Origin of the sequence: Micromonospora wenchangensis, from assembly GCF_002210435.1 — a bacterium.
GTDB classification, from domain to species: Bacteria; Actinomycetota; Actinomycetes; order Mycobacteriales; family Micromonosporaceae; genus Micromonospora; species Micromonospora wenchangensis.
The window spans coordinates 1-20,958 of sequence record NZ_MZMV01000022.1 but is presented as its reverse complement, the minus strand read 5'-3'; the positions used below and the strand labels follow the sequence as shown (position 1 = coordinate 20,958).

General features: G+C 74.6%; 5 protein-coding genes. All 5 read right to left on the bottom strand.

The features are described 5' to 3' along the window. Window positions 1-7: 7 nt before the first annotated feature. Complete coding sequence (locus B5D80_RS14845; RefSeq protein ID WP_211291498.1) at window positions 8-703, bottom strand: hypothetical protein; 696 nt, start codon at window positions 701-703, stop codon at window positions 8-10. After that, window positions 666-1,721, bottom strand: coding sequence for a GSCFA domain-containing protein (locus B5D80_RS14840; protein ID WP_088644463.1), 1,056 nt, complete (start codon window positions 1,719-1,721; stop codon window positions 666-668). The genes B5D80_RS14845 and B5D80_RS14840 overlap by 38 nt, the downstream gene beginning before the upstream one ends. Continuing rightward, a complete protein-coding gene (locus tag B5D80_RS14835; protein WP_088644462.1) occupies window positions 1,718-10,849 on the bottom strand; it encodes a non-ribosomal peptide synthetase in 9,132 nt (3,043 codons plus the stop codon). Before B5D80_RS14835 ends, B5D80_RS14840 begins: the two co-directional genes overlap by 4 nt. After that, window positions 10,849-14,895, bottom strand: a complete 4,047-nt coding sequence (locus B5D80_RS14830; protein ID WP_088644461.1) for a non-ribosomal peptide synthetase — start codon at window positions 14,893-14,895, stop codon at window positions 10,849-10,851. The genes B5D80_RS14835 and B5D80_RS14830 overlap by 1 nt, the downstream gene beginning before the upstream one ends. Further along, window positions 14,892-20,958: non-ribosomal peptide synthetase (locus tag B5D80_RS14825; protein WP_211291497.1), on the bottom strand; the 6,067-nt coding region annotated here is incomplete at its 5' end. The genes B5D80_RS14830 and B5D80_RS14825, both read right to left, overlap by 4 nt.

Here is a 20,958-nt window from a genome sequence, read left to right as displayed (position 1 = left end):
TCCGGTGTCACAGTCCGCGGGCCAGCAGGTCGGCCACGATCAGCCGGCCGAAGGCGAGATTGCCGTGGATCGGGTCGTCCGGCTCGCAGAACGCGGCGCGCTGCCGGCCGGTGGCGTCGGTCACCCGCGTGCGGAGGTCCACGATCTCCACGCCCAGCCCGGCCAGCGCACGGCGGATCGTCTCCTGGGCCGCCGTGAAGACCTGCGGGTCGGACATCCCCGGTACCCGCTGCGGTGGCAGCACCGCGAGGACACGCAGTCCGAGGCCGCGGACGTGGCGGTAGAAGGCGAGCGCGTCGCGGGCCATCGCGCGCACGATGTCGTCGAAGAGGCCGCCGGTGAGGAAGCCGGCCGGGAAGTCACCGTCGCCCGTGCGGTAGATCTGCCAGTTCGCGGTGGTGGCGTAGAAGTGGACGCTGAGGCCGAAGGTCGACACGAGCGGGACGGTGAGCCGGCCGAGGCGGGGCACGCCCACGGTGGTCAGGAAGCCGCAGTGGAGTTCCTGCACTGCGGTGTCCCGGAACACCACGTCGTCGTCGTGGGCGTCGAAGAACCCGACGGTGAAGTCCCGGCCGGAGCCGACCGGCCCACCGACGAACGGCAGCCCTGCCGCGGTCGCCGCCCGGGCGATCGGGCCGGCGTGCGAGTCGCCGAGCAGCAGGAACCTAGCCGGCGCGGTGGTGGTCGAGGACGGCGTCGTCACAGAACAGGTCACCTCCGTCGGGGGTGTCGGCGGGTCGGTCCGTGGCACGTGTCGGTGCGGCCGCCTCGCGGTCGCGGGTGAGGGCGGCGAAGAAGTGCCGCATGACGAAGGCGACCCCGGCCGGTGTCACGGTGCGCAGGTCCGGCGCGAAGAAGACCCCCCGGAACGGGAAGCCGGTGATCAGCTCGTAGGAGGGGAAGTAGTCGACGTGGTCGTGTTCCTGGGCCAGTTGACCCGCCGCGGCCCGCAGCACGGACTTGGAGTATCCGGTGGCGGTCAGCACGTGCGCCCCGGTGGCCGTCGCGGTGAGCGGCACCGGCGACACGGTCAGCAGCACGGTCAGCCGGGGGTTGGCGGCGCGCAGCGACGCGACGACGGCGGTGAGGTCCCGGTGCACCTCGGCCGTGGTGTAGTTGTGGAAGGTGTGCCGTCCGGCGTCGAAGGTGCCCCGGACGGTGCCGGGGCAGACCGGGTGGACGGTGCCGGTGGCGGTGTCGCGCCAGGCCTCGGTCAGCCCGAGGGTGAACAGGAGACACCCCGCGCCGGTGACGGTCCGCCGGATCGCGGCCAGGGTGGACCGGCGGGCGGCCAGGGTCGCCTCCGGCGAGTCGTAGCCGTCGGGTTCGACCGACGGACGGTACGGGTCGACGTACCGGTCGCCGTCGCGCCACACCTCGTCGGGTCCGGTGTCGTCGGTCAGCGCCCAGGTCAGCCACTGGCGTAGGGCGGCGGCGGTGTAGATGGTGCCGGTGCGGAAGGAGTACGCCCCGAAGTGACGGGCCCGGCGTTCGGCTGCGGTCAGCCCCGGCGGCGGCAGCTCGGCCTCGGCCCAGTTCATGCCCTCGTCGCGCAGGGCGGGACCGAGGTGGCGGGCGAAGCACGAGCCGGCGGTGAGGACCGGATCGTCGGGGCCGATGTCGAACTTCGGCGTCCACACCTCGTCGACGGCCAGCATGTCCGGCTCGGCGACGGCGGGCCGCCAGAACGACCTGGCGGGCAGCGCGCGGTACGGGTTCATCGTGCTCCCGTCGGGTCGGTGGGCGGGTGCGCGTCGCTGATGGTCCCGGCCACCGTGCGGGCGTGTGCCGCCGTGACGATGCCGTGGTGGGTGGTGTCCACCACGTGCCACACGAGTGCGGGCAGGTGGGTGCGCCACTGCCGGGCCTGTTCCTGCGGGGTGGCCGGTGCCGGCAGGTCGGGCGTCGGCCGGCCGGCGAGCCAGAGCCGCCCGGGTGTCCGGGCCAGCCGGGGTGGGGTGTGCTGCGCCATGCTGGCCAGGTTGGCCCGGCAGCAGCGCGCCAGCGCGTCCGCGTACGCCGTCGCCGCCGGGTCGGCGTCGACGGCCCCCAGTTCGTGGGCGAAGAACGCGGCGAGGCGCTGCCCGTCGTACGCCCGGAAGGTCGCGGCGGCGTCCGGCGGCGGCGGGTCGAGCAGGTGGAGCAGGTCGGCGGGCTGGCCGGCGGCCTCGGCTTCGGCGGCCATGCCGAGCGCCACCCACGCCCCGAACGACCACCCGCCCAGCTGCCAGCGCCACCGGTCGCGGGGGAAGCGCTCGCGTAGCGCGGCGTGGTACCGCGCGGCCCGCTCGGTCAGCGACCAGGCGGGCGGTGCGGGGTGGGTCAGCGCGGGATCGGCGATGACGCAGACGGTGAGGTCCGGGTCGAGCGCCGACACCAGCGACCGGTACGCCTGCACGTCGCCGCCGACCGGATGGACCAGGCAGAGCACCGAACGCCCCCGCCCCGGCTGCCAGAGCTGCACCGTCACGGCGGCCTCGGTGGGGTGGGCCGGTTCGCCGAGGAGGTCCAGCAGCTCGGTCAGGCTCACCCGGTGGCTCAGCTGGGACAGGCTGAGGCTCACCCCGAGGCGTCCCTTGACCTCGTCGATCAGGTCGAGCAGCAGCAGCGAGTCGGCGCCCAGGTCGTAGAGGGACGCGGCCGGGTCGAGCCGGTCGGTGCCGAGGCGGTCCCGTAACCAGCCGCCGATCTCGTCGGCGGCCGACCGGGGCGGCGCGGTGGGCGTCGCCGCCGGTGGTCCGGTCGACGGCGTGTAGAAGGCGGGTGCCCGGTCCAGGGCGGTGGCGCAGACGAGCAGGTGCGGCAGTCGCAGCCGCAGGGCCTGTTCGACGACCCGCAGCGCCTCGTCCACCCGGAGACCGACCGCCAGGTGTGCCCGGTGCCGGGGGTCGGCGGGCAGCGCGTCGGTGGCCAGGCCGACCTCGGTCCAGACGTCCCAGTCGAGGCAGATCCGCAGGGTGCCGTCGGTCGGGTCGGTGCGGTGCCTGGCGAAGCCGTCCAGCACCGCGTTGCTGGCGACGTAGTCGAGTTGGCCCACCCCGCCGAGCTGCACCACCATCGACGAGCAGTAGACGACGAACGCCGACCGGTGCAGCGCGACGAGCCGGTGCGCGAGCAGCGCGCCGTGGATCCGGGCGGTGGTCGTCCGCCGCATCGCGGTGGGGTCCCGCCTGTCGATCAGCGCGCCGGCCGCGACTCCGGCGGCGTGGACCACGCCGTCGAAGCGTCTGCTGCCGAGCCGGGTCACCAGGTCGTCGGGGTCGGCTTCGGCCAGGTCCGCCTCGACGAGGTCGACGCGGTCGGCCCACGGGGTCAGGTCGGCCGGTAGCGGCCCGTGCCGGGCCAGCAGGACGACCCGGCAGTCACTCTGCTGCTCCAGCAGCCAGGAGGCGATGCTGCGTCCGATCCCGCCGGTGCCGCCGAGGACCAGGTAGGTGGCCGGACCGGACGGCAACGCCGGTGCCGCCGGCCCGGTCGCCGGGTGGACCGGCAGCAGCGCCTGCTCCCACCAGTAGCCGTCCCGCAGCGCCAGTCGCGCCGGTGGCGGGGTCGCGTCGGTGAGCAGGGCCGCGAGCGCCGGTGCCCAGCCGGCCGGATCGGCGGCGGGCAGGTCCACCCAGTGGCTTCCGACGTCGCTTTCCTGCGGTGCGACCGTGCACACCCCGGCGAGCAGGGCCAGCTCCGGGCGGCCCACGTCGCCGTGCACGGGTTGGGCCTGCCGGGACAGCCACCAGGCCCGTAGCCGGGGCCGGTGGGGCAGGCCGGCGGCGGCGGCCAGCAACGCCGCCGGGGTGTCGACGCAGGCCCGGTACGCGCGGTCGAGGGTGTCCGCGTCGACCTGCCCGTCGACGGCCAGCGGCAGCGTGTGCAGCCACTGCACACCGGCGCGGGCCGCGTCCGGTGCGGTGGCGTCGGTCAGGGCGGTGAGCAGCCGGCGCAGCGAGTCGGGATCGGCGGGGTCGACCCGGTAGCTGTCGGGGCCGAGGCGGGCGAAGTCGGTGGCGGCGGTGACGGTGACCACCCGGGCGTGGGATGCCGCGAAGGCACGCAGCGCGTCCGGGGGCGGTGGCTCCGTCGCCATGATCACGAGTGTTTCCGGGCGGCGGTCGGCCGGCGCGGTCCCGGCGTGCCGCCACCGCACCCAGTGCGGCTGGTGCAGCCACTGCGTCTCGGGTAGCCGCTGCGGCCACCCCTGGTCGACCGACGTGTCCCGGGGCGACGACGTCCCGGCCGGTCGGGTCGGCGCACCGGCGCGGACGAAATCGTGGTCCCCGAGGGTGAACGCCGGCGGCGGAAGGTCCCAGGGCGGCTGGGTCGGCCCGTCCGGCCAGCGGATCGGTCGACCGGCCAGCCAGGCGGCCACGAGGTCGGCCGCCGCCGTGCCGGCCGCCCCGGTGGCCTCGACGGGTGCCGCGTCGACGGGGGTGACCTCGACGCCGGTCACGGTGCGCAGCCAGGCCACGGCGGTCGTCACGTCGGCGCAGACGGCCGCGGCCCGCCAGCGGCCCGCCGCCCGTCCGGCCTGTAGGTGACGCCGCACCCGGGGGTACGTCTCGGGTCGGGCGGTCAGGTAGTCGGCGAGGCGGTCGGCATCGGTACGCAGGGCGGCGGCACTGCCACTGGCGAGCACCACCACCGGCACCTCGGCGTCGGGCGGCGTCGCCGGGTGCGCGCCTGCCGGTTCGACCGCCTCGCACACGAGGTGGGCGTTGGTGCCGCCGATGCCGAAGCTGCTCACCGCCGCCACCCTCGGCCGGTCCACCGGCCAACCGCGGGCCTTCGGGGGAACGTAGAACGGGGCCGGCTCGGGGCCCAGCCGGGGACTGAGGCGACGGAAGTCGACGTTCGGGGGGATCCGCCCGTGGTGCACCGCCAGGACGGCGCGTACCAGGCCGACCACGCCGGCCGCCGCGCCGAGGTGACCGAGTTGACTCTTCACCGACGCCAGCGCGGTACGCCCCGGCTCGGCCAGGTCGTACGCCTGACGCAGCGCCGCCACCTCGACCGGGTCGCCCAGTTCCGTCCCGGTGCCGTGCGCCTCCACGTAGCCCACGTCGCCGCTGGTGCGTCCACTGCGCCGCAGCGCGGTGCGGACCACCTCGCGCTGCCCGGCGACCGACGGTGCGGTGAAGCCGAGCTTGTCCGCGCCGTCGTTGTTGACGGCCGAGCCGGTGATCACCGCGTAGACGGTGTCGCCGTCGCGGCGGGCCGCCCGCAGGGGCTTGAGGACGACCACCCCCACGCCGCTGGCGCCGACGGTGCCGGCGGCGTCGTCGCTGAACGGACGGCAGTGCCCGTCGGGGGAGAAGATGTGCTGCGGCTGGTAGCGGTAGCCGGCGGTCAGCAGCGGGTCCACCAGCACCCCGCCGACGAGCATCACGTCGCTGTCGCCCTGCCGCAGCAGCCCGGCGGCGACGTGGACGGCGACCAGGGAGCTGGCGCAGGCCGCCTGCACGGTGAACGCCGGCCCGGTCAGGCGCAGGTGGTAGGCGACCTTGGTGGCGAGGAAGTCCTTCTCGTGGTGCAGCGCCCACTGGAAGGGGTCCGGCAGCGTCGTCGGGTCGGCCTCGCGCAGCATCGTCTGGAAGTAGGTGTTCTCGCCGCAGCTGGCGAGCAGACCGACCCGCCGCCGGGCGGGATCGGCGATGCCGGCGTGCGCCAACGCCTCGACGCAGCTCATCAGCAGGTGCCGTTGCTGCGGGTCCATCAGCCGCGCCTCGTGGCGGCTGATGCCGAAGTGTCCCGGGTCGAAACCGAGTAGCCCGGACAGTTGGCTGCGGGCGCCGACCAGGCCCTCGGCGGCGTCGAAGTGGACGATGCCCCGGTCACCGGCCTCCACCATCGCCCAGAACGCGGCGAGGTCGTCCGCGCCGGGCAGCCGCACGGCCATGCCGACCACGGCGACCGGCTCGTCCGCCGGGCCCCTGCCGGAGTCGTCCCGCCCCGGGTCGGCTGCCGGCCGGAGCTCGGCGGTGACGTCGTGCCGCGCGGTGAGGAACCGGGCGAGGCGGCGGACGGTGACGTGTTCGAACAGGGCGGGGATGGTCAGCGGCAGGCCCTCGGCGACGCCACGCAGGTGCAGACGCATCAGGTCCAGGCTGCCCGCCCCGGCGTCGAAGAAGCGCTGCTCGGGTGCGATCGGCACGCCGACGACCTCCGCGAAGAGCCCGGCCAGCCGCGCCTCCAGGGCCGACCCGGGCATCGTCGGCGCGGCGCGCCCCGGCTGCAACTCCCGGCCCGGCGCGGTCAACGCCCGGCGGCGGTCCAGCTTCCCGCTTGCGGTACGCGGCAGCTCCGGCAGCCACCGGAACCGGTCCACCCGCACGTACGCCGGCAGCAGCCCCGCGAGATGACCGGTCAGCTCCTCGACGGTCGGCGGCTCGGCCCGCACCTGCAGGCAGGCCACCAGCCGGGACCGGTCGCCGACGACCACGGCGTTGACCACCGCCGGATGGGTGAGCAGCGCCGCCTCCACCTGGCCCAGCTCCAGCCGGTGCCCGCTGACCTTCACCTGCTGGTCGTCGCGGCCCAGGTAGTGCAGCAGGCCGTCGCGGTCGAAGCGGGCCCGGTCGCCGCTGCGGAAGAACCAGCCGAGGCCGGGCAGTTCGACGAAGCGGGCCCGGTCGAGCGCCGGATCGTCCAGGTAGCACGGGGCCACCAGGTCCCCGCCGATCAGCAACTGCCCGGGGCAGTCCGGCGGCACCACCTCGTCGGCCGGGTCCACCACCCGCAGCCAGGTGTTGGTGACGGGTCGGCCGATGGCCGGGCGGGCCGGCCAGGTCGCCGGGTCACCGTCGAGGCACAGGCCGCTGACCACGTGGGTCTCGGTGGGGCCGTAGTGGTTGAACAGGCGCGCGCCGGGCAGCCCGGCGAACCAGCGGCGGATGCTGTCGGTGCAGATCAGTTGTTCGCCGGCGGTGACGACGTCGCGCAGCCGCGACGGATACCGGCCGAGGCGTACGCCGTGCTCGGCCAGCAGTTGCAGGGCGACGTACGGCAGGAAGATCCGTTCGATGCCGGCGGTGTCGAGGTGGTCCAGCAGGGCCGGCATGTCCTGCCGCCACCCGGGCCGGGGCAGGTGCAGGGTGCCGCCGCCGCACAGGGTGCCGAAGATCTCCTGGAAGGAGACGTCGAAGGAGAGCATGGAGAACTGCAGGGTCGCCGCCGCGTCCACCAGCCCGCCGGCCCCGCCCTGCCAACGCAGCAGATTGACCAGCATGGCGTCGCCGACCTGGACCCCCTTGGGAGTGCCGGTCGAGCCGGAGGTGAACAGGGTGTAGAGCGGCCGACCCGCGTACGACGGCGCGACGGGTGCGGTCGCGGTGGACAGGACCACCGGGTGGCGGGGGTGGCCGGCGTCGTCGATCGCGTCGAGCGCGGGCCCGTCGCCGGGTGCCAGCAGCACACAGCGGGGCTGGACCTGGCTGAGCACCTGCCGCAGCAGCGTCGGCGGGTAGGCCCGGTCGAGCGGTACGACGGTGAGGTTCAGCCGGGCCGCCGCCAGCAGCGCCACCACGTGCTCCACCGACGGTTCGAAGAACAGCGCGACGTGGTGCCGGCCGTCGTCCGGCACCGGATGCCGCCGGGTCAGCTCGGCGGCGAGGCCGGCGGCGTACCCGTCGAGGTCGGCGTAGCTGAGCCGGCGGTCGCCGGCGACCAGCGCGGTCGCGGCCGGCTGCGCCCGCACCCGCCGGGCGAAGCTCTCCGCCACCGTGGGCAGGGCCAGGGGGGCGTGCGGTCCCCGGCCCGGGTCGGGCAGCGCCCGGCGGTGGGGGCGCACCAGGTCGGCCAGGGTGCCCGGGGTGGTGCCGGTCACCGCGTGCAGGCCGCGCCGGAACAGGTCGGCGGCGGCGGCCACGTCGGCTTCGGTGAAGTGGTCGTCGGCGTACTCCCACAGGCAGTCGAGGCCGCCGTCGTGGGCCACGACGGACAGGGTGAGCGGGCACTTGGCGTCGGTGGAGGCCAGCCACACCGGACGCGACGCGCAGCCGCGCAGCGTCAGGGCGGAGAAGTCGGTGTTGTCCAGGACGAAGAGGAAGTCGAACAGGGGCGTATCGGTGCCGAAGTCGTGGTCGGCGACGGCGTGGGCGAGGGCCACGTCCTGGGCGTCGAGCACCGGGCGGATCGCCTGGGCCTGCCGTCGTAGCTGCGTCCGCAGGTCCTCCCGGGGGGCCAGGGTCAGGGGCAGCAGCACGGTGTTGGCGAACATGCCGACGCTGGCGTCGAAGTCGCGTACGGGGCGGTTGGCCACCGGGCTGGCGACGCGCGGATGGGTGCGTCCGGTGATCCCGTGCACGGCCCACCCGAAGAGGGTCAGCAGCAGCGGGAAGCGGGTCAGCCCCAGTTCGTCGCCGAGCCGGTCGAGGGCGGTACGGCCGGCCGCGTCGACGGTGGTCCGCAGCAGGTGGTCGCCGCCGTCGCCGCGCCGTCGGCCGGGCCGCAGTGGCGCGTCGGTCTCGTCCACGGCGGCGTAGTGGTCGCGCAGGGCGTCGCGGTGGGCCCGGTAGGCGGGGTGGGTGAACCAGTCGGCCTGCCACCGGGCGTAGTCCAGCGGGGTGGCGACCTCCCCGTCCTCCTCGACGGTCGTGCCGTCCAGCGCCGCCGCGTACCCGGCGGACAGGTCACGGAACAGCACGTCGAGTGACCAGCCGTCGACGGCGATGTGGTGCAGGTGCAGCAGCAGCACCGGGCCGCCGTCGTGGGTCAGCAGGTACGCCCGCAGCAGGCGCGGCCGGCCGAGGTCGAAGGGGACGGCGAACAGGGTGCGTGCCTGCTCCCGCCAGCCGGCCGGGTCGGCGTCGTCGTCGGGTTCGCGCCACGGGTCGTAGGGTTCGGCGACCTCCTGGCGCAGTCCCTGCGGGGTGGCCCGGAACGCGGTGCGCAGCGCCGGGTGCCGGGCCACCACCCGGCGCAGCGCCCGGCGCAACGCGTCGACGTCGACCGGGCCGCGCAGCTCGAAGGCGAGGCCCACGTGGTAGGCGGTGGAGGTCGGTGACCGTTGCTGCAACAGCCAGAGCCGCTGCTGTTCGGAGGTGGCCGGTGCGGTACGGGCGCCGGCCGGGGCGGACGGCGTCGGGTACGGCGAGCCGCCCGTGGCGCCGGCGGTGGCGACCGCTGCGGCCAACGCGGCGAGATCGCCGTCCAGCACCGCCGTCGCGGGCACCTCGCGGCCCCACCGCCGCTGGATCGCGAAGCGCAGCCGCAGCGCCGTCAGCGAGTCGCCACCACTGGCGATCCACCTGTCGTCGGGTCGCAGATCGGGCACGCCGAGCACCTCGCCGGCCAGCTCGAGGACGGTCCGCTGCCATCCGGTGACGGGGGTGCCGGTGGGGTCGTCGTCGCGCCAGGGCGGGTCGTCGCGTCGCAGCAGCGCGGCGGAGTCGACCTTGCCGTTCGTGGTCAGCGGCAGCGCCCCGACGCGGTACACCCGGTGCGGGCGCAGGTACGGCGGCAGGGTCGCGTTCAGGTGCCGGTCGAGCTGCCCGAACGACAGACCGGGGGCGGCCACCACGTACGCCAGCAGTTCGTTGGTGCCGTGGGCCGGGTCCCGTCGGGTGCACACGTACGCCTGCCGGATCCCCGGGTGGGTGAGGAGTTGCCGTTCCACCTCGCCGGGTTCGACCCGGAAACCCCGGACCTTGACCTGCCGGTCGACCCGACCGACGTACTCGATCAGGCCGGCGCTGTCGGCGCGCACCAGGTCCCCGGTGCGGTAGTGGCGGCGGCCGCCGCCGTCGAGCCAGGGCAGCCGGACGAAGCGGACGGCGGTCTCGGCGGGCAGGTTGCGGTAGCCGGCCGCCAGCGCCTCGCCACCGAGGTACAGCTCGGCGACCTCCCCGGGTGCGGCGACCCGGGTGCCGTCGACGACCAGGTGCGCGTCGGTGCCCGGCAGCACCCGGCCGATCGGTACCACCTGCGCGTCGAAGTCACGCGGCACGGGGTGGCACAGGGCGAACGTGGTCGCCTCGGTGGGCCCGTAGACGTTGTGCAGCCGGGTGCGGCTGGTGGGGTTGTCGCGGTACCAGCGGCCGATCAGCCGGGCGTTGAGCTGCTCGCCGCCGACCAGCACCTGACCGACCGTGGCGAAGCAGTGCGGTAGTTCGTCGACGACCGCGTTGAACAACGCCACCGTGATGAAGAGCGTGTCGACGCGTTCCCGGCGCAGTGCGGCGTCGAGCAGGCGCGGTGTCGTGGCCGTCTCGTCGTCGAGGACGACGCAGCAGCCGCCGGTGAGCAGCGGCACCCACACCTCGAAGCTGATGGCGTCGAACGCCGGGTTGGCCAGGCTCGCGTAGCGGGCCGCCGGGGGCAGGTCGAGGTAGCCGGGCCGGGCCAGCCGCAGGACGCCCGCGTCGCGCACCTCCACGCCCTTGGGGTGGCCGGTGGTGCCGGAGGTGTAGAAGACGAACGCGACAGGCGCGGCCGGTGCCGGCGGCTCCCCGGGCGGGTCGGGTGGGGTGTCGGACAGCAGCGTCCGCACCGGCAGCGGCCGGATCCCGTCGGGAAGGTCGGCGGGCGCGTCCGGGCCGTGGACCACGGCCACGGTGGCCGAGTCGCACAGCATGTGGTCCCGGCGTGCGGGTGGGCTCTGCCGGTCCAGGGGCACCACGGTCGCGCCGAGCCGCAGGATGCCGAGCATGACGCCGACCAGCCGCCAGCCACGCGGCAGGTGCACCGCGACCGTCTGCCCGGGGCGGACCCCGGCCCGGTGCAGCGAGCGGGCCACCGTGGCACTGGCGGCGTCCAGGTCGGCGTAGCGCAACCGCCGGTCGCCGTCGATCACGGCGACCGCGTCGGGGGTACGGCGGGCCTGGGCGAGCACCGCGGCGGCGAGACCTCCGGGTGTCATCACGTCTCCCGGGTGCCCGGCGCACCGCCGTGCGGGATCCGGTCCACCTCGCGGCACAGCAGCGCCGCGACCTGCGGCACCACCGCGCCCTCCAGGATCTCCCAGTGGTCGCAGTGCACCTGGGTGAGGTGGAAGTCGGCGGCGTTGCGGCGACGCCAGAAGGCGCGCACCTCCCGCAGGAAGCCCTCGTCGCGGCCGGCGGTGGCCTGCAACAGCACCAGCCGGGCCGGTGACGCCGGGGTCGGGTAGTCGCGCATGGTCGACCGGTTGTGGTTGTAGATGCGGTGGTACTGGTCGATCTGCTCGTCGTCGATGCCCGGGTACATCCCGTTGAACTTGACGAGCTTGTCGCGGAACTCGGCCATGTCCACCGGTTCGATCGCGCCGCGGCGGGCCGGGTCGTCCGTGCCCAGCGTGTCGAGCAGGACCACGCTGAGCCGGTCGTGCCCGGCCAGGGCCAGCCGGCGTCCCATCTCGTAGGCGACCAGACCGCCGTAGGACAGCCCGGTGAGGACCACCGGCCCGTCCAGCAGGTGCGCGACCTGCCGCAGGTACGTCCCGGCCATCGCCTCGACCGTGGGCAGGAACTCCTCACCCGGGTTGACCCCCGGGGACTGGACGCCGTGCACGCCCAGGGACTCCGGCAGCGCCTTGGCCAGCGCCAGGTAGCAGAACGCTGTGCCACCGGCCGGGTGCACGCAGATCACCTGCCCGCCGCCGTCGCCGGCCCGGAACTCGATGAGGTTGCTCGGTGGCCGGCCCGACGCGCCGCGCCGCAGCCGGCCGCCGAGCGCCTCGATCGTCGGGTGCAGCATGATCTCGTGCACCGCGAGCGGCTCGCCGAACGCGTCACCGATCGCGTGCGCCAGTTTGATCGCCGAGATCGAGGTGCCGCCCACGTCGAAGAACCGGTCGTTGATGCCGATGTCCGGGTGCAGCAGCAGACGCTTCCAGATCTGGTAGAGGGTCAGCTCGATCTGGTCGCGGGGGCTGGCCAGGTTGACCTGCCAGGGCGCGTCGGCGCGGGCCCGGCGCAGCACCTCGGCCCGGTCGAGTTTGCCGTTGACCGAGAGCGGCAGCCGGGGCAGCTCCACGAACAGTGACGGGATCATGTAGCCGGGCAGCCGCTGCGACAGCTCCGCGCGCCACTCGCTGACCAGCAGCGGGGTCGCCGCGTCCCGGACGACTGCGGCGACCAGCCTCGGCTCGCCGGTGTCGGAGTCGACCAGCACCGCCGCCTCGCGCACGTCCGGCCGGTCCAGCAGCGCGGTCTCGACCTCGCCCAGTTCGATGCGGAAACCCCGGATCTTGACCTGGCCGTCGCGTCGGCCGAGGTACTCGATGTTCCCGTCGTGTAGGAACCGGCCCAGGTCGCCGGTGCGGTAGACCCGTTCGCCGGGCACGAACGGGTCGGGGACGAACCGTTCGGCGGTCGCCCCCGGCCGGCCCAGGTAGCCCCGGGCGACCCCGACACCACCGATGTGGATCTCACCGGTGACCCCGACCGGAACCGGCTCCAGCCGTTCGTCGAGCAGGTAGACGCGGGTGTTGGCCACCGGCCGGCCGATCGGGCACTGCCGCGCCCACGGCTGCGGGTCGAGGTAGGCGGTGCTGTAGACGGTGGTCTCGGTCGGCCCGTACCCGTTGAGGACCCGCAGCCCGGGACGGGCCTGCTGGATGCGGTGCAGGCCCTGCTCCGGCAGCGGTTCCACCCCGACCAGCAGGTGCCGCAGCGTCGACCCGGCCAGCCGGGTCACCGGGTCCTCGTCGAGCCACCTGACGAACGCCGGCGGCAGGTACGCCTGCGCGACCCGGTGCTCGCGCAGCCACCCCATCAGCGCCGTCGGGTCACCGCGCAGCGGCTCGGGTACGAGGTGAAGGGTGCCACCGGTGGTCAGCGGCAGGAAGATCTCCTGCACGGAGACGTCGAAGCCGACGCTCGACCACAGCGCCGCCGCCCCCGCAGCGGTGCCGAAGCGGGACACCCAGTCGTCGAGCAGGTTCGTGACGCCGCCGTGCGCGACGGCGACGCCCTTGGGCCGGCCGGTCGAGCCGGACGTGTAGATGACGTAGGCCAGGGCGGCGGGGTGCACCGCGACGTCGGGGGGCGTGTCGTGGCGTCCCTCGGCCTCGACGGCGGTCAGGTCGTCGTCGCCGAGCACCAGCGCCGGGGCGGCGTCGGCGATCATGCCGGCGAGCCGCTGCGCCGGCAGCGCCGGGTCCAGCGGCAGGTACGCGGCACCGGCCTTGAGTACGCCCAGGATGGCGACGACCAGCCCGGCGCAGCGGTGCGCCCGCAGCCCGACCACCTGGTCGCCGCGTACGCCCCGGGCGATCAGGGCGTGCGCCAGCCGGTTGGCCCGGCGTTCCAGCGTGGCGTAGTCGAGCCGTTCGTCGCCGTCGACCACGGCGGGCCGGTCGGGGTGTTGCCGTGCCTGCGCGGCGATCCGCGCCATGACGTCCGCCGGCCGGGTGCGGGCCCGCCCGGTGGCGTTCCACTCCACCAGCAGGCGGTGCCGCTCGTCGGGGCCGGGCAGCCGCAGCGCACCGACCGGCGTGGCCGGGTCCGCCGCCACCTGGCCGAGCAGGTGCACGAAGTGGCCGGTCAGCCGGGTGATCGTCGCGGCGTCGAACAGGTCGGTGTCGTACTCGACGACGACGTGCAACGTGTCCTGCTGCTCCAGCACCTCGACGGACAGGTCGAACTTCGCCGCGCCGGTGCTGCTCGACAGGGGCCGCAGCGCCAGCCCCGGCAGCTCCAACTGGCCGCGGGGGATGTTCTGTAGCACCAGCATCACCTGGAACAGCGGCGAGTAGCTGCCGTCGCGCTGCGGGTTGAGCGCGTCCACGAGCTGCTCGAACGGCAGGTCGGGATGGGCGTACGCGTCGAGTGCGTGCCGGCGGACGTCGGCCAGCAGGGCCGCGAACGGCTGCTCCGGGTCCAGCCGGTTGCGGATCACCACCGTGTTCACGAAGTGCCCGATCAGGCCCTCCACGTCCCGGTGGTTGCGGTTGGCGAACGGGGTGCCGACGCACACGTCGTCCTGGCCGCTGTAGCGCCACAGCAGCACCGACAGGGCGGCCATCAGCGTCATGAACAGCGTCGCGTCACCCGCCCGTCCCACCTCCCGCAGGCCGTGCAGCACCGCCGCGTCCACCGTCGTGGCGTGGCAGTCGCCCCGGTAGCGCTGCACCGCCGGCCGGGGCCGGTCGGTCGGCAGGGCCAGCAGCGCGGGCGCACCGGCCAGCGTCCGCGTCCAGTAGCCGAGCTGACGTTCCCGTTCGCCGCCGTCGAGCTGCCGGCGCTGCCACAGCACGTAGTCCGGGTACTGCACGGGCAGTTCGGTCAGCGCGCCGGTCCCGCCCCGCGTGTACGCGCCGTACAGCGCGGCGAGTTCACCGAGCAGGATGCCGACGGACCAGCCGTCGGCCACCATGTGGTGCACGGTGAGCAGCCAGCGGTGCTCGTCGGGGGCCAACCGGAGCAGGCTGCTGCGCAGCAGCGGACCGGTCGCCAGGTCGAACGGGGTCCGCGCCTCGACCACGGTGGCGTCGTCGGCGTGGCGGGAGCGCTGCGGGCCGGGCAGCGCGGTGAGGTCCGTGACCGGCAGGGCGACCGGCCCGGCCGGCCGCACCACCTGGCAGGGTTCCCCGTCGACGAGCGTGAAGACGGTGCGCAGCGCCTCGTGCCGGCGCACCACCTCGGTCAGGGCGCGGGTCAGCGCCGCGGTGTCCAGGGTGCCGGTGAGGTCGAACGCGATCGGGTTGTTGTAGAACGGGTTGCCCGGGGCGAGCTGGTCGAGGAACCAGAGCTGCCGTTGGGCGAACGCGACCGGCACCGGTCGCCCGGGATGTGCCCGACGCTCGATCGTGTCGCCCGCGTCGCCGGCCAGGATCGCGAGCAGCTCCTGTTTGTGCCGCCTGATCTGCGCCAGCAGGTCGGGGGTGAGGACCTCCCGGGAGCCGGTGAGGCGCAGGCGGTCACCGTCGACCCGCAGCCCCACCGCGTGCCGGTGCAGCGTCGCGAGCAGGTCGACGGCGTTCACAGTTCCACCGTGATCGTGTCGGGGGTGGCGGGCCCGGGGACGTCCGCCGCCGGTCGTGCGCCGCCGAGCAGCGCGTAGACCAGCCGGTGCGAGGGGTCGAGGTCGAACAGGGCGGCCAGGTCGGTCGGGTCCAGCGCGCCGATGCCGCACAGGCCCAGACCGTGCCCGGGGGCGGCCATCGTCAGCAGTTGCGCCATCGCGCCCGCCTCGATGGCGGTGAACCTCGCGCTCTGCTCCTGGTACAGCGGCTCGATGGCCGCCTGCTGCGCCACCAGGAACAGCGCGAAAGCGGCGGCCTCGAAGACCGGCCGGTTGACGAAGTAGTCGAAGGCGTCGGGGCTCAGCGTACGGTCCCGGCCGAGCGCCAGCAGCCGGTGCGCGGCCGGGTCGTGGTAGTACGCCCCGCCCGGCACCCCGTCGACGCGTCCCGCCTTGACCAGCACGTACGTCTGCACGGCGTAGCTGCTGCCGGCCGAGCCGTACTGGAACACCGCGCGGTCGTCGACGGTGCGTGCGGTGAGGGTGGCCAGGAGCCGGCCGAGCGCCCCGGCCGGCAGCGGATCCGTGGTGAACCGGCGTACCGAGCGGTGGTCGGTGTAGCGCCGGTCGTAGGTCGGGTCGGCCGGCGTGGCCAGCGCGACCGTAGGGGTGCCGGGTGGAAGGTCACGGCGGCCCCGGCCGGCCGCGGTGAACGCGGCGCGGGCGGCCGGGTCCTCGACCACCGTGGCGGCCTGCCCGGCGGGGGCGGCGACAGCCTTTCCGGCGGTGTGGTCCCGGAACATCCGCAGCAGGTCACCGAGGGTCGGTTGGCCCATCAGCCGGGCCAGTCGGGGTCGGAAGCCCAACTCGCCGGAGAGGGCGTTGGCGATCCGCACGATGTCGATGGAGGTGGCGCCGAGCATCAGCAAGTTGGCGTCGGGCGCGATGACGGGCAGGCCGAGGATCCCGGCGACGATCTCCACCAGGCGGTGCTCGGCCGCGCCGGTGAGCACCGGTGCCGTGGCGGCGGTGTCCGCCGTCGGTGCCGGGTCGGGGAGCAGGCTGCGGTCGACCTTGCCGTTGGCCGACAGCGGCAACGCGTCCAGGACGGTGATCGACGACGGCACCATGTACGCCGGCAGCGCCCGCTCCAGGTGGGCGACGAGCACGGCCGGGTCGGGCGGGCCACCGGCGGGCACCACGTACGCGGCCAGCCGTTTGGTGCCCTGTGCCTCGCCCAGCAGCCGCAACGCGGCGGCACGTACCGCCGGGTGCGCCTGCAACGCCGTCTCGATCTCACCCAGCTCGATGCGGTAGCCGTGCACCTTGACCTGGCCGTCCTCCCGGCCGAGGAACTCGATCGTGCCGTCGGGACGCAGCCGGCCCAGGTCGCCGGTGCGGTAGAGCCGCACCCCGGTGACCGGGTGCACGACGAAACTCGCCGCGGTGGCCCCGGCGTCCCGCCAGTAGCCCTGCGCCAGCCCGACGCCGCTGATGTAGAGGTCACCCGTGGCCCAGGTGGGGCGGGGCCGCAGCGCCTCGTCGAGCACGTGCACCCCCTGGTGGGCCAACGCCCGGCCGTACGGGATGCTGCGCCACGCCGGGTCGACGTCCCCGACCGGGTGGTGGATGGACCAGATCGACGCCTCGGTGGCCCCGCCGAGGCTCTCCACCCGGATCCCGGGCAGCGCCGCGCGCAGCCGGTCGGGCAGGGCGAGCGGTATCCAGTCACCGGAGAGCATGGCCAGCCGCAGCGACGCGGGCAGCGGGTGGCCGGCGTCGGCGTGGTCGAGCAGCAGACCGGCCAGCGCCGGCACCGAGTTCCACACGCTGACCCGGTGGGTGCGGACCCGGTCCGCCCAGTGGGCCGGATCGCGGGCCAGCTCCGGGTCGAGCGTCACGACCGCCGCGCCGACCGCGAGCGTGCCGAAGATGTCGAAGACCGACAGGTCGAAGCTGAGCGCGCTGACGGCCAGGACCCGGTCGGCCGGCCCGACGGCGAACCGTGCGGCGACGTCGAGGAGGGTGTTCACCGCGCCGCGGTGGTCGATCGCCACCCCCTTCGGGACGCCCGTCGACCCGGACGTGTAGATCACGTACGCGAGGTCGGTCTCCGCCAGGTCCACCGGACGCAGCGGCGGCCCGCCCGCGCCGAGGGTGGTCGCGTCCACCACCAGCCGCTCGACACCCCCGGGCAGGGGCACCCGGGCCGATTCCACCAGGGCCAGTCCCGCGCCGGCCCGCTGGAGCACCCGGGCCGTCCGTTCGGTGGGCCACTCCGGGTCCAGCGGCAGGTACGCGCCGCCGGCGTACAGGACCGCGAGGGTCGCCACGACCTGCTTCCAGCCCCGGTCGAGTAGCACCGCGACGAGCTGGCCGGGCTGGACGCCCCGGTCCTGGAGCCGCCCGGCCAACCGCCGTGCCTCACCCCGCACGGTGGTGTAGTCGAGTTGCCGGTCCACGGCGAGCACCGCGGGCGCGGTGGGGGTCGCCGAGGCCTGCCGGTCGACCAGCTCGTGCAGGAGGGCCCGGCCGGCCGGTGGGGCCGTCGGCGGCGGCGGGGCGAGTGGCCCGTCCACCGGGGTGTGCCAGGCCTGCGGGTTCTCCAGTCGCCCGAGCAGCGTCCGGTACGCGGCGAACATCTCGGCGACCAGACCGGCGGGGAACAGTTCGTCGATGCTGTCCCAGTTGAGGTGCAGCCGCCCACCGGCCTCGACGACGGTGTGGTCGATCCACACCTGCGGGGTCTGGGTGATGCCGTGGACGACCTCACCGCCGAGCGCCGCGGCGAGGCCGCTGTCGCCCACGTCGGGTGCCGCCTCGGCCAGCGTGCTGTTGAACACGACCGGCAGGGCCGCGTGGCGGGTGCCCCGGGCGCGGGCGAGTTCCCGGTTGACCCGGACGCCGCTCGCCGCCGCGTGGTCGATGTCCTGCCAGAGCTGCTCCTGCACGGTGCGGGCCCGGGTGACGAAGTCGACCCCGGGGGTGGCGTCGACCTCCAGCAGCACCAGGGAGGTGAAGTCGCCGATCACCGCGTTGATGCCGGGGTGCAGCGGCAGCCGGTTGAACAGCGGCAGGCTCAGCGTGAACCGTGACCGGCGGCTCCACCGGGCCAGCACCTGGGCGAACGCGGTCACCAGCAGCACCGACGGGGTGACCCCGTGCCGGCCGGCGGTCTCCTTCAGCCGACGCCACCGGTCCGCCGGCACCACCTCGTCGTAGCGGGTGAACCGGGGCTGTCCGACGCTGTCGGGCTGCCGTAGCAGGGGTAGCTGCGGTGCGGGCGGCAGGGTGTCGACCCGCTGCCGCCAGTAGTCGAGCGCCCGCCGGTAGCGCGGCGTGTCCCGCAGGGCCTGTTCGGCCAGGACGTAGTCGCGGAACGTCACCGTGAGCGGGGGCAGGTCGACGTCCGGGTCCGCGTAGAGCAACGCCAGTTCGTGTTCCAGGATCTGACCGCTGGCCGCGTCGAGGATCAGCGCGTCGATGCTGACGTGTAGCCGGGTCTCGTCGTCGAGCAGGGTCACCGCGAACTCGAACAGCGGCCAGCGTCCGGCGTCGAGCACCTGGTGGGACATCCGCTGCCGGGTTTCGGCGAGCCGGTGGCCGGCGGTGCGGGCGTCGAGGCCGCGCAGGTCCTGCCGGGCCATCGCGTACGGCGGCACGTCCGCCAGGACCCGTTGCCCGCCGTCGTGGAAGACCGCGCGGAGCATGTCGTGGCGGTCGATCAACCGGTGCAGCGCCCGGGTGAACCGGTCCTCGTCGAAGTCGCGCAGCCGCAGTTCGCTGTAGCCGTGCGCGCCGACGCCGCCGAGTTCGAGGGTGGAGCCGCGGCCCACCCAGTACGCCTGCTGGATGTCGGTGAGCGGGAACGGTTCGTGCCGGCCGGCGGGGTCGGCGACGAGCGGTGGGAAAGCGTCGACGGTGGGGGCGTCGGGCCTGGCCAGTTCGGCCGCGAGGTCGGCCAGGACCGGTTTGCGGAACAGGGTGCGCAGCGACAGCCGCGCCGACATCCGTTCGTTGATCGCGTGGACGAGCCGGGTCGCCAGCAGGGAGTGCCCGCCGAGGGCGAAGAAGTCGTCGTGCGCGCCGATCCGGTCGCGGCGCAGCACCTCGGCCCAGATGGCGGCCATCCGGGCCTCCCGCTCGTCGCGGGGTGCCACGTAGGTGGTGGCGACGTCGGCCTGCTCGGGCGGGCGCAGGGCCCGCCGGTCCAGTTTGCCGTTGGCGGTCAGCGGCAGCCGGTCCAGCACCACCCAGCGGGTCGGCACCAGGTGTTCGGGCAGCCGACGCCGTAGCTGGTCGCGGGCCGTCGCGGCGGTGACGTCACCGACCAGGTAGCCGACCAGGTGCGGGTCGCCCGGGGTGTCCTCGCGCAGCAGGACCGCCGCTTCGCGGACCCCCTCGACGTGCCGCAGTGCACTTTCCACCTCGCCCGGTTCGACCCGGAAACCACGGACCTTGACCTGGTCGTCGACGCGTCCGGCGAACTCGATGGTCCCGTCGCTGCGGCGGCGGGCCAGGTCGCCGCTGCGGTACATCCGCTGGCCCGCCCCGGCGAACGGGTCGGGCAGGAACCGGGCCGCGGTCGCCGCCGGCTGGTTGAGGTAGCCCCGGGCCAGGCCGGCGCCGCCGATGTACAGCTCGCCGAGCACGCCCGGCGGCACCGGTTCGCACCGGCCGTCGAGCACGTAGAGGCGGGCGTTGGCGATCGGCCGGCCGATCGGCGGGAGTGCCGGCCAGTCGGCCGCCGCGGCGGTGGCCAGGGCGTACTGGCTGACCACGTGGGTTTCCGTGGGGCCGTACTGGTTGTAGAGGTGGCGGCCGCCCAGCCCGGTGACCAGGGCACGGACGTCGTCGTCGACCCGCAGCGCCTCACCGGCGGTGACGATCTCGCAGCCGGCGGCGAGGGGGGCGTCGCCGGCGGTGAGGCCGGCCATCTGGTGCAGCACGGCCGCCGGCAGGAACGCCCGCCGCACGCCCTGCCCGGCGAGGACGTGACGTAGCCGGCCGAGGTCGCGGGCGTGGTCCTCGTCGATCAGCACCAGCGTGCCGCCCTGACCCAGGGTGCTCCAGATCTCCTGGGCGGAGACGTCGAAGCCGATGGAGGCGAACTGGAGCACCCGCTGCGGCGGTGGGCTGCCGGGTGCGGCGTAGCGCAGCTGCCAGTCGATCAGGTTGTCCAGGCACCGCCAGGTCTGCGCCACCCCCTTGGGGCGGCCGGTGGAGCCGGAGGTGTGGATGACGTAGGCGAGGTGGTCGGGGTGGGTGCCGGGGTCGGGGGCGGTGGTGGGGTGTGCGGTGAGGTCGGTGGTGTCGAGGTTGATCAGTGAGGTGCGGGTCAGGGCGTCGAGGGTGGGGTGGGTGGCGGTGTGGGTGAGCACGGCGACCGGCGCGCCGTCGGCCAGCAGGTGACCGAGACGTTCGGTGGGGTGGGCCGGGTCCAGGGGGAGGTAGGCGCCCCCGGCCCGGGCGACGGCCAGCACCGCGACGATCAGCTCCGGTGAGCGGCGCAGGCAGACCGCGACGAGGGTGTCGGGTCCGACGCCGTGGTCGCGGAGGTGGTGGGCGAGCCGGTTGGCGCGGGTGTCGAGGTCGCGGTAGGTGAGTGTGGTGTCCTCGAAGGTCACCGCGACCGCGTCGGGGTCCGCCGCGACCCGCCCGGCGAAGCGGGCGACGACGCCCTGCTCCACCGGGGACGGCACCGCCTGGCGCAGCACCTGCGCCCGCTCCCGCTCGTCGAGCAGGCTCAATTCGTCGATCGGCCGGTCGGGGTGGGCGACGAGTTGGGTGAGGATGCGGTGCAGGTAGCGGATGTGCCGTTCGGCGGTGCCCGGGTCGAACAGGGCGGTGGCGTACTCGAGGCTGCCGGTGATCCGCCCGTCCTGTTCGGCCAGGGACAGGGTGAGGTCGAACTTGGCGGTGGCGTGGGGTGGCGGCAGGGCGGTGACCCGCACACCCGGGAGGGTCAACTCGCCGTCTTCGGTGTTCTGCCAGGCGAACATGACTTGGAATAGGGGGGTGTGGGCGAGGTTTCGGGTGGGGTTGGTGAGTTCGACGATGTGTTCGAAGGGGAGGTCTTGGTGG

Excerpts from the sequence above, each read along its gene's own strand:
- B5D80_RS14840 (WP_088644463.1), bottom strand. The coding sequence starts at position 1,721 with ATGAACCCGTACCGCGCGCTGCCCGCCAGGTCGTTCTGGCGGCCCGCC.
- B5D80_RS14835 (WP_088644462.1), bottom strand. The coding sequence starts at position 10,849 with ATGACACCCGGAGGTCTCGCCGCCGCGGTGCTCGCCCAGGCCCGCCGT.